At 62.9% G+C, this 9,970-nt stretch carries 8 protein-coding genes; 7 read left to right on the top strand and 1 reads right to left on the bottom strand.

Translation table 11 applies throughout. The features are described 5' to 3' along the window. Nucleotides 1-485 precede the first annotated feature (485 nt). Complete coding sequence (locus PVZ72_RS16590; protein ID WP_044340854.1) at nt 486-1,115, bottom strand: recombinase family protein; 630 nt, start codon at nt 1,113-1,115, stop codon at nt 486-488. Nucleotides 1,116-1,577: 462 nt separating this feature from the next. Here PVZ72_RS16590 and PVZ72_RS16585 point away from each other — a divergent pair, with 462 nt between their 5' ends. From PVZ72_RS16585 to PVZ72_RS16555, 7 genes are all read left to right on the top strand, one after another. Further along, complete coding sequence (locus PVZ72_RS16585) at nt 1,578-2,042, top strand: hypothetical protein (RefSeq protein ID WP_115947129.1); 465 nt, start codon at nt 1,578-1,580, stop codon at nt 2,040-2,042. Continuing rightward, entirely contained in the window at nt 2,035-2,667 is a 633-nt protein-coding gene (gene imuA, locus PVZ72_RS16580) for a translesion DNA synthesis-associated protein ImuA (RefSeq protein ID WP_145248232.1), read from the top strand. The genes PVZ72_RS16585 and imuA overlap by 8 nt, the downstream gene beginning before the upstream one ends. Nucleotides 2,668-2,679: 12 nt before the next feature. After that, nucleotides 2,680-4,095, top strand: coding sequence for a Y-family DNA polymerase (locus PVZ72_RS16575; protein ID WP_145248234.1), 1,416 nt, complete (start codon nt 2,680-2,682; stop codon nt 4,093-4,095). Beyond that, the gene (locus PVZ72_RS16570) at nt 4,071-7,166 is read left to right on the top strand and encodes an error-prone DNA polymerase (protein WP_273862501.1); all 3,096 of its coding nucleotides are present in this window, start codon (nt 4,071-4,073) and stop codon (nt 7,164-7,166) included. Before PVZ72_RS16575 ends, PVZ72_RS16570 begins: the two co-directional genes overlap by 25 nt. A gap of 525 nt (nt 7,167-7,691) precedes the next feature. Next, entirely contained in the window at nt 7,692-7,877 is a 186-nt protein-coding gene (locus PVZ72_RS16565; protein WP_145248238.1) for a DUF3606 domain-containing protein, read from the top strand. A 158-nt stretch (nt 7,878-8,035) separates the two neighbouring features. Further along, a complete protein-coding gene (locus tag PVZ72_RS16560) occupies nt 8,036-8,791 on the top strand; it encodes a COG4705 family protein (protein WP_145248240.1) in 756 nt (251 codons plus the stop codon). Between the two features lie 232 nt (nt 8,792-9,023). Then, the coding region (locus PVZ72_RS16555; protein WP_273862500.1) for an aminotransferase class I/II-fold pyridoxal phosphate-dependent enzyme at nt 9,024-9,970 on the top strand (947 nt) is incomplete at its 3' end.

Genomic DNA, 9,970 nt, shown 5'->3' with positions numbered 1-9,970 from the left:
GGGACATTTCTATCTGGCTGGATCGCGACATTACTATTTGGCCGTAACAGGTCGGCTGCGCATAAGTAGCCATTACGGTAAGTCAGCCCCGACACCGGGGCGGGGCCTGGTGGCCAGCACCTGGGCCCCTGGTTACCGCAATCGTCTATGCTGGAGTGCCAGAACCCCACCCTATGGCTTGCTGACTGCAAGCCCTGCCAGGTAAGCCCCATGACCGAAGGAATGGCTACGCTGATTTTCTCGACAAACTATCTGGGGCAGCCTCCCCAATTTGAGCACACCGATAACGTTCGGGTGCGGCTATCTCCGCTAGTTCCGGGGGTGTCCCAGCTGGAGTTCTGGGAGCCGGTAGCGGTACCGGCGAACGCAAACCGGATCAGGGTCGAGCTACACGACGGCCCAGCTTTCGAAGGCACCATCAAGCAGACTGACCGGGACGGTGATCGTCGGTGGCTATCATTTTCGGTCGAGAATATAGGTGGGCACTAGGTCGCCTGGGAAAGCGTCAGCCGGCACCGATTGACGGTGCTGGTCGAGCACTCCAACAGCCTGGCCGTCCCTCGTACCGACATCCCCTTGGCCAGGCACTCGCGAATTCGCGCGTGCAGCTTCTCATCCCGTGGTCGCCCCTTGTAGACCCCCGCCTCTTTCGCCTTGCGGATTCCCTGGGCAGCCCTGGCCCTGCGCGTCTCATAGTCTTTCCGGGCGAAGGCCGCCATGAATTCCAAGAACATCTGGCATAGAGCCCGCGTCATCCACTCTTGCAGGCCATCGCCACCGTCCGCCGCCGGCCGGATTAGTGCATGGGTCAGCGGTAGATCGAGGGACACCACCTGCAGGCCCGCCCGGGCGATCCGGTCACGCAGCTGGTCCCAGGTCGCACGGTCAAGACGGGACAGCCGGTCGACAGCTTCCACCAGCAGCACGTCCCCAGGCTCGGCATCGGCCAGCAAGCGCAGTAGTTCGCGACGATCCAGCAGTGTGCCGGAAGCGTTCTCGACGTAGGTCGCCGCGATCCGGGCGCCGTGCTCGGCGGCGAACGCGCGCAAGGCCTCCCGTGCTCGGGTGGCGTCCTGATCGTCGGTCGAGGCGCGAAGGTAGGCACGAACGAACATGGCGGGCTCCGGTGTAGTCGTTTGGAGTATCGAAATATACCTGTAGTCGTTTGGGTCCGCCTGACTACTTTTCGCCACGTCTTCGGGTGGCCTGACGGGCGTATCGCTTTAGGTATACCCACTTGGCCAAACAGTGTGCTGCTGGTTCAACGTCTGATCCTTACCTCCACTGCTAAACTCGACGCTTTTTGCGCAATCAACATACGATCGAGACGCTAGCGATAGCACATCAGGCTCGCCTAAACCGCGCAATCAAAAGCCACCGCTTCGCCTCTACCGTTCGTCGGTGTCAAGCTTGCTGGGAACCCTTTTGCTGATTACTGTCTATCCATACAGTATCCTGAAAGGAGGTCTATCCCATGTCCATTTCGCGCCCCATCCCTCGTCTCTGCCACGGTTGTCCCGGTCGTTCTGTCGAGTACCAGAAGGTCAAGGCTTCAGGGAATGAGCAGGTGGGCCGCTATGGACATGCTTGGTGATGAGCAGGATAGCTTCGAACAGCAGCAGTCCCTGTTCCGCCCCACGGAGCTGACGTACTGCCGCAATCTCGTGGATCTGCTGACCGAGGAGCTCGACCAGGTACGTCAGTGCCTGGGGCAAGCCCAGCGTGCTAATCGGGTCCTGGTCGCCGAGCGCGACAACCTCGTTGCAGAACGTGACGCCTTCAAGGCCGAGGTGCAGCGTCATCGGTTGCGCTACGTCCAGTTCGTCCAAGAGGAAAACCAGCGCCACGTGCCCCGCGGTGACCGGCTCATTCCAGATGACCGCGACGATCCCCTCTCGCGTGCCCAGCGTCATATCCTGCGCCTGGAGTCGATGAACTCCGTCCTGCATGCAGATCTGTTCAAACTGCGTGCGCAGCTGCAGGTCATGCTCACCGAGCGCGGCAGCTCGCCGTCGGCGCCGACGGGGGTGCAGCATGGATAACGCGGCCACCAATGTCGTTGCGCTCGACTCTCTGCTCGACAGTCGCCGTGTGTGGCGCGGGCAAAGTCCGCATGTGGACGACGCCAGCACGCAGCCAACCGGACACTCGGCGCTCGATGCCCAACTGCCGCTCGGCGGGTGGCCTGATGCAGCGCTTACCGAAATCCTGAGCGCCCGACCGGGCCTGGGTGAGCTCACGCTCGTGTGGCCGACATTGGCACGCCTCACTGCCGCCGGCGAACGCGTCGTGCTGATCGCTCCCCCGTATCTGCTCTACCCGCACGCCTGGCTGCAGGCCGGCGTCGACCTCGGCCGGCTGAGCGTCATTGAGGTCCAGGGCAAGGACGTGCTGTGGGCCGCTGAGCAGTGTCTGCGCTCTGGTAGCTGTGGCGCGGTGCTCTGCTGGCCCAGCCGTGCGGACGATCGCGCGCTGCGCCGGCTGCAGGTGGCTGCCGAGACCGGACAGACCCTGGCATTCGCGTTCCGCCACCAGCGGGAAGCGGTCAACGCGTCACCTGCAGCGCTGCGCCTGGTGCTTGAGGGTTCACCTCAGCAGTTGCGAGTGCTCAAGTGCCGCGGCGGCAATCCACCGGCAACGGCGCTGGCGCATCGGGTCTGGCATTGAGGGACGACTGCCATGAAATGGGCCTGCATCTACTTCCCACAGTTCGCGCTGGACGGTGTGCTGCGCAATTGTCCTGACCCGGACGAACCCCTGGTACTGCTCCACGGGCCGATACAACGCCGGATCATCAAGGCGGCGAACCCGGCGGCGTTGGCGCTCGGCCTCCGGCCGGAGATGACCTACACCGCTGCCCAGGCGATCTGCCCGCAGTTTGCGACGGTGGAGTACGACGAAGCGGCGCTGAGGCGACAGCATGAGCTGCTGGCGGCGTGGGCGTACGGGTTCAGCTCCCAGGTGAGCCTGCACTTCGCCGACGCGCTGGTGCTCGAGGTGCAGTCGAGCCTGCCGCTCTTCGGGCCCTGGCCAAGATTTGAAGCGAGGCTGCGCCAGGAGCTCACGGCGCTGGGCTTCGGCCACCGGATCACCCTGGCGCCCAACCCGGTCGCCGCCCGGGTGTTGGCCAACGCCGGCGACAGCCTGGCAGTTCGGGACGACGCAGGCCTTGCCAGCGCTATGCGCACGCTGCCGGTGGCGCTTCTGGGCTTCGAGCCGGAGATCGTCCAGGCCTTGAGCCGCATGGGGCTTCGGCAGCTCAGCCAGGTGCTGGCGCTGCCCCGGGCGCAGCTCGCCCGGCGCTTTCCGCTGAGTCTGCTCAATCACCTCGATCAGATGCTGGGCAGCAAGGTCCTGCCCCTAGAGTTTTTTCTGCCCCCGACCACCTTCAGGCTGCGGATCGAACTCAACTTCGAAGTCGAGTCGACCCAGGCCCTGCTATTTCCCCTGCGTCGCTTGACCTCGGATCTGGCCACCTACCTCGCCGGCCGGGACATGGGCGCCTTACGCTTCACCCTGCGTCTCGAACACCGTGAGGCGCCGACGACCGAGATCGTGGTGGGTCTGCTGGCACCCGAGCGTGACCCGGCGCTGCTGTTCGAATTTGCCCGGGGACGCTTGGAGCCCACCCAGGTGGTGGAGCCGGTGCTCGCCATCGGCCTGGTCGCCGACGAGCTACCATCGTTCGTTCCTCAGCACCGCGGCCTCTTCGATGAGCGTCCACAACAGACGGTGAGCTGGGAGCAACTGCGCGAGCGCCTTCGTTCTCGCCTGGGCGACGACGCGGTCTATGCGGTGGGCGCCCAGGGCGATCACCGGCCGGAGCGTGCCTGGCGGCGCGACACGCCCTCGCTGGCGCTCCAGGCACTAGGGCCGAATCGGCGGCCTGGCTGGCTGCTGCCGGCGCCGGAGCCCCTGGATGTCGATCAGTCACGGGTCCTAAGCGGGCCGGAGCGCATCGAGAGCGGGTGGTGGGACGGTGAGGATGCCCGCCGAGACTATTACGTCCTCAAGCTCGCCGACGGGCGTACGGCGTGGGCCTTCCAGTCGCCGGCCAAAGGGCCGGGCTGGTGGGTGCAGGGGTGGTTCGCGTGACACCCGGCTACGCGGAGCTGCACTGCCTGTCGAACTTCAGCTTCCAGCGCGGTGCTTCCAGCGTCGATCAGCTGTTCGAGCGTGCCAAGGTCATGGGCTATGACGCGTTGGCTATCACCGACGAGTGCACCCTCGCCGGCATCGTGCGCGCCTGGCAGGCATCGGAGAAGCATGGCGTCCGTCTGATCGTCGGCGCAGAGTTTCAGGTGGCCCAGGGCCCCAAACTGGTGCTCTTGGTTGAAGACCTGCGGGGATACCAGCAGCTGTGCCGGCTGATCACCCTTGCCCGCCGACGTGCGGACAAGGGCAGCTACCGGCTGCTGCGCGAGGATCTCGACCAGGTCGCCGGCCTCGTCGGGCTCTGGGTACCGGAGCGGGATGCGGAAGCGGAGGCAGCGCGCTGGCTCTTGGAGGTGTTTCCCGGCCGGCTATGGATCGCGGCGGAGCTCCACTTCGATCAGGACGACCAGGTCCGGCTGCAGCAGCTCCAGGGACTGGGAGCTGCCTTGGATCTCCCCCTGGTGGCCGCCGGCGACGTGCACATGCACTGCCGCGGGCGCCGGGCCTTGCAGGACACCATCACCGCGATCCGCCATCACGTCCCAGTGGCCGAGGCCGGCCAGCTGCTCTTCCCGAACGGGGAGCGTCATCTGCGTACCCGTGAAGCCTTGGCGAGGTGCTATCCGCCCGAGCTGCTGGAGGAGACCCTGCGCATTGCCGAGCGCTGCACCTTCAGCCTGGCCGAGCTGCGCTACCAGTACCCGAGCGAGGTCGTACCGGAGGGCCACACAGCCACCAGCTGGCTGCGAGTACTGACCGAGGAAGGCTGTGCCTGGCGCTGGCCCGAAGGTCTGTCTGATCGGCTGCGTGCCCAGATCGAAAAGGAGCTGCAGCTGATTGCCGACAAGGCCTATGAGAGCTACTTCCTGACGGTGCACGACATCGTCCGCTTCGCACGGCAGCAGGGGATCCTCTGCCAAGGGCGCGGCTCGGCCGCGAACTCTGCAGTCTGTTTCGCCCTAGGCATCACCGAGCTGGATCCAACCCGGATCAACCTGCTGTTCGAGCGCTTCATCAGTCACGAGCGGGATGAGCCGCCGGACATCGATGTGGACTTCGAGCATGATCGGCGGGAAGAGGTCATCCAGTACATCTTCCGCCGCTACGGCCGACAGCGCGCCGCGCTCACCGCGGTGGTATCCACCTACCACGCTGCGGGCGCCGTCCGGGACGTGGCCAAGGCCCTGGGGCTGCCCCCAGACCAGATCACTGCGCTGGCGGACTGCTGCGGCCGCTGGACGGACACCCTGCCGCCACCGGAGCGCCTGCGCGAGTCGGGGTTCGATCCTGATGGCCCCCTACTCCACCGGATCCTAGTGCTCACTGGCGAGATGATCGGTTTCCCGCGGCACCTCTCCCAGCACCCGGGCGGTTTCGTCATCGCCGATCAGACGCTGGATACCCTGGTGCCGGTGGAGAATGCCGCCATGGAAGGCCGGACGGTCATCCAGTGGGACAAGGACGACCTCGACGCCATGGGGCTGCTCAAGGTCGACATCCTCGCCCTGGGCATGCTCAGCGCCCTGCGCCGGTGCTTCGACCTGGTCAAGGGCTATCGGGGCAAGGAACTGACCCTAGCCACCGTGCCTCAGGAGGACAAGCCGACCTACGCCATGATCAGCCGGGCGGACACCCTTGGCGTGTTCCAGATCGAGTCGCGCGCCCAGATGGCCATGCTGCCGCGGCTGAAGCCCCAGACCTTCTACGACCTGGTGATCGAGGTGGCCATCGTCCGGCCGGGCCCCATCCAGGGAGGGATGGTCCACCCGTACCTGCGCCGGCGGACGGGTCAGGAGGAGATCAGCTACCCGCCGGCGCTGGAGCGCGTCTTCGGCCGGACTCTGGGTGTCCCACTGTTCCAGGAACAGGTGATGGAGCTTGCGATCCTCGCCGCCGACTACACCCCGGGCGAAGCCGATCAGCTGCGCCGTAGCATGGCGGCCTGGAAGCGACACGGGGGCCTTGAGCCGCACCGGGAGCGGCTGACCTCGCGCATGCTCGCCAACGGCTATACCGCCGACTACGCCGCGGACATCTTCCGCCAGATCGAGGGGTTCGGCAGCTACGGCTTTCCCGAGTCCCATGCGGCCAGCTTCGCTCTGCTGACCTATGCCAGTTGCTGGCTCAAATGCCACGAGCCGGCCGCCTTCGCCGCGGCGCTGATCAACTCATACCCCATGGGTTTCTACAGCCCCGACCAGATCCTGCAGGACGCCCGGCGCCATCGGTTGCAGATTCTGCCGGTGGACGTGACCTGCAGCGACTGGGATTGCAGCCTCGAGGCTGTCGCGGATAGCCCGCAGCCGGCGATCCGGATGGGGCTGCGGATGGTGCGAGGGCTGGCCGAGAAGGCTGGGCGCACGGTTGAGCAGGCCCGCCGGCAGCGGCTATTCCACGATGTCACCGATCTGTGTCTGCGCGCAGGCCTCGATGCCAAGGCCCGGGAGTGCCTGGCAGATGCGGGAGCCCTGAAGGGGTTGGCCGGGCATCGGTTCCAGGCGCGCTGGGCGATGGCGGCGATCGAGCCGCAGTTACCCCTCTTCGCCGAGGGCGCGGTAGTTGAGGAGGAGATCCAGGAGCTGGTCGCACCGACCGTGGGTGAAGACCTCCACTCGGACTATGCCTCGCTAGGTACCACCCTGGGGCCACATCCACTCACTCTGCTGCGGCCGGAGCTTACGGCCCGGCGCCTAATGAGCTCGAGAGAGTTGAGGGAGCGGCGCCACGGCCAGCCGGCCCGGGTAGCTGGCCTCGTGGTCGGCCGGCAGCGGCCGGGTACCGCCAGCGGCGTGACCTTCGTGACGCTGGAGGACGAGTTCGGGATGGTTAACGTGGTGGTGTGGCGAACCCTGGCGGAGCGCCAACGGCGGGAGCTGGTAGCCTCTCAGCTGATGCGCGTGGACGGCACCATTGAGACACGCGATGGTGTGCTGCATGTGGTGGCAGGTCGGCTGGAGGATATAAGCGAGCTGCTACAGGGGCTGGATACGCGCAGTCGTGATTTCCACTAGACCAAGCTCGCTATCTCTCTTAGCGCATAACATCAACGAGATTCCACGACCTATAGGCAGCAGCAAAGGATTGCTTAGAGACGTCGACAAGCTATTGCAGCTACGTGACGTGCAACGTCGCAGCTTTCAATTACCAGCTGCACCCTCTTCCGCTACCTAAATCAGCCAATCAGATTTTTCGCCAACCAACTTGTTACAACACGTTTCTCACCCAGAAGCAAAATCATACCTTCATCTGCGAAGGTAAAGCATGATCTGCCTCGCCTATCTTACCTTGTATATCTCTATCTAGAGCTTCTCCAGTTAGTTTTCTATGTGACTGGGGAGGCTCCAAGCTTCGGATAGAGACTAAAGAGCATTTGATAATCGTTATCAAATGCCAATAAGTCTAATAAATCCACTTGGGATCGTCTACCCTAGCAAAAGCGCCGATAAAAACTGCTTCTCGAAAGGATTAGCTTTTTTTTACCACTAGGAAAGTAGAAATTAGACCTCTGTTTCCTATAAAGAGCCAGGACAAAGCGAGTGAAAGATAAAGACGCAACCTATGATAAAGAAAAAGATTGCTTGCTAATCAATGTAAGCGAAAAGTCAGAGCTACTATACTGGTCTAAAAAGCTAGGCATATCCGCAGATATTCTTAAGACCATTGTTAGAGATGTAGGCCCACGCATTGATAAGGTAAAGGCGAGGCTTGGATCAAAGCGTTGACGCGCATAGATTCACGAATGACACTGCCATGCTTCAAAAAAACACGCGCCTTTTCTATTTTTTCATGAGGGCATAACTATTTTTTGACAATTCAAACGAGATGATGCGCGCCTTGCCGGTCACCCCGTCCGGCACTTCCTCTCAAGCGTATCTTCTCGATGAACAAGCTTCCTCAAATCACCCTGGCCTTTTGGGTCATGAAGATCTGTGCAACGACATTGGGTGAGACGGCCGGCGATCTCGTCTCAATGACGTTGGACGTTGGCTATGCCCTGAGCTCAGTCATCCTCATCAGCTTTTTCATAGCGACCCTGCTGGGTCAACTCTCGGTGCGCAGGTACCACCCGCCGCTCTACTGGACGGTTATCCTGGCCACCAGCGTCGCGGGCACCACGATGTCTGACTTCATGGATCGCACCTTGGGTCTGGGCTACGCGACCGGCTCAGCCATCTTGATCACGATCCTCGCCAGCATCTTCCTCATCTGGTACCTCAGCGAAAGAAGCCTTTCGGTGAGCAACATCACCAGTCGCAGGGCGGAGCTCTTCTATTGGGTCGCGATTTTGTTCTCAAACACCCTGGGTACAGCTCTGGGTGACTACTTGGCTGATGATTCGGGCCTGGGTTTTGCTGGCGGCGCACTACTTATCGGCAGCCTTATCGCATTGATGGCGATACTTCATTACGCGACCAAGATTTCGTCAGTTCTTATCTTCTGGATTGCATTCGTACTCACGCGCCCTTTCGGTGCCACGTTGGGCGACGTACTTACCAAGCCCCACGATCATGGCGGCCTCAATTTCGGAACCGTAGGCTCCTCGTTGGTATTGCTGTCGATTCTACTTGCACTGGTCATATATGCGTCAATGAACAATCAGCGCGCAATATCCAAGAGTCAGCCAACCTCGTCCTGACCCAAAGGTGCGAGCATTCGCAGGCGGAACAACAGGGATGCTTCGCTTACATCCCGCAGACATTGAGTCGAGTTATCGAACTGCACCCGCTCTAAAGAAGGCCTTCATGGCTATTTGCCGTCATTAAGCGCTATAGCGCGGATCGAAACCATACCTCTAGCCATCCCATGAGGCGCTTCGCCAAACACGGGCTACGCTATCTCAAGTGAACTTTTTTACTGGATGCAGTGTTATGACAGAAGTGCTTCAAGCCTCGGGAAACATCAACGTCGACCTGCCCTTCCTACCCTTCTCTCGGCCCAGTATTGGGCAAGAAGAAGTGGCTGCCGTCACTGAGGCACTTACCTCTGGCTGGATCACCACTGGCCCGAAAGCAAACGCGCTTGAGGAGCGCTTTGCCGCCTCCATAGGCGCTGCCCATGCCGTGGCCCTGTGCTCGGCCACCGCCGCCATGCACGTGACCCTGCTGGCGCTGGACATCGGCCCCGGTGACGAGGTGATCACCCCCTCGCTGACCTGGGTCTCCACCGCCAACATGATCACCCTGATCGGCGCCACCCCGGTGTTCGTCGACGTCGACCGCGACACCCTGATGGTCTCCGCCGAGCAGGTGGCCGCCGCCATCACCCCGCGCACCAAGGCCATCGTGCCGGTGCACTACGCCGGCGCCAGCTGTGACCTGACCCCGCTGCGCGCCCTGGCCCGCGAGCATGGCGTGGCCTTGATCGAGGACGCCGCCCACGCCGCCGGCACCCGCTACCAGGGCGAGTCCATCGGCCAGCGCGGCACCGCCATCTTCAGCTTTCACGCCATCAAGAACCTGACCTGCGCCGAAGGCGGCATGCTGGTGACCGACGACGCCACCCTGGCCGAGCGGGTGCGCCGCTTGAAATTCCACGGCCTGGCGGTGGATGCCTTCGACCGTCACGCCCTGGGCCGCAAGCCCCAGGCCCAGGTGCAGGAGCCCGGCTTCAAGTACAACCTCTCGGACATCCACGCCGCCCTGGCACTGGTACAGCTGGATCGCCTGGGCGACATCAACAGCCGCCGCCGGCTGCTGGCCCAGGCCTACACCCAGCGCCTGGCGCACCTGCCGGTCGCCCCACTTTCGCTGCCCGACTACGCCCAGACCCACGCCTGGCACCTCTACATCCTGCGCATCTGCCCCGAGCGGTGCGG

It is taken from the genome of Pseudomonas sp. LA5 (assembly GCF_028640825.1).
In the GTDB taxonomy this organism is placed as follows: domain Bacteria; phylum Pseudomonadota; class Gammaproteobacteria; order Pseudomonadales; family Pseudomonadaceae; genus Chryseomonas; species Chryseomonas aestiva.
The sequence above is the reverse complement of the archived record's forward strand: the minus strand, read 5'-3'. Positions and strand labels throughout refer to the sequence as shown.

Coding starts and splice junctions, on each gene's coding strand:
- PVZ72_RS16590 (WP_044340854.1), bottom strand. CDS start 1,115: ATGTTCGTTCGTGCCTACCTTCGCGCCTCGACCGACGATCAGGACGCC.
- imuA (WP_145248232.1), top strand. CDS start 2,035: ATGGATAACGCGGCCACCAATGTCGTTGCGCTCGACTCTCTGCTCGAC.
- PVZ72_RS16585 (WP_115947129.1), top strand. CDS start 1,578: ATGGACATGCTTGGTGATGAGCAGGATAGCTTCGAACAGCAGCAGTCC.
- PVZ72_RS16560 (WP_145248240.1), top strand. CDS start 8,036: ATGAACAAGCTTCCTCAAATCACCCTGGCCTTTTGGGTCATGAAGATC.
- PVZ72_RS16575 (WP_145248234.1), top strand. CDS start 2,680: ATGAAATGGGCCTGCATCTACTTCCCACAGTTCGCGCTGGACGGTGTG.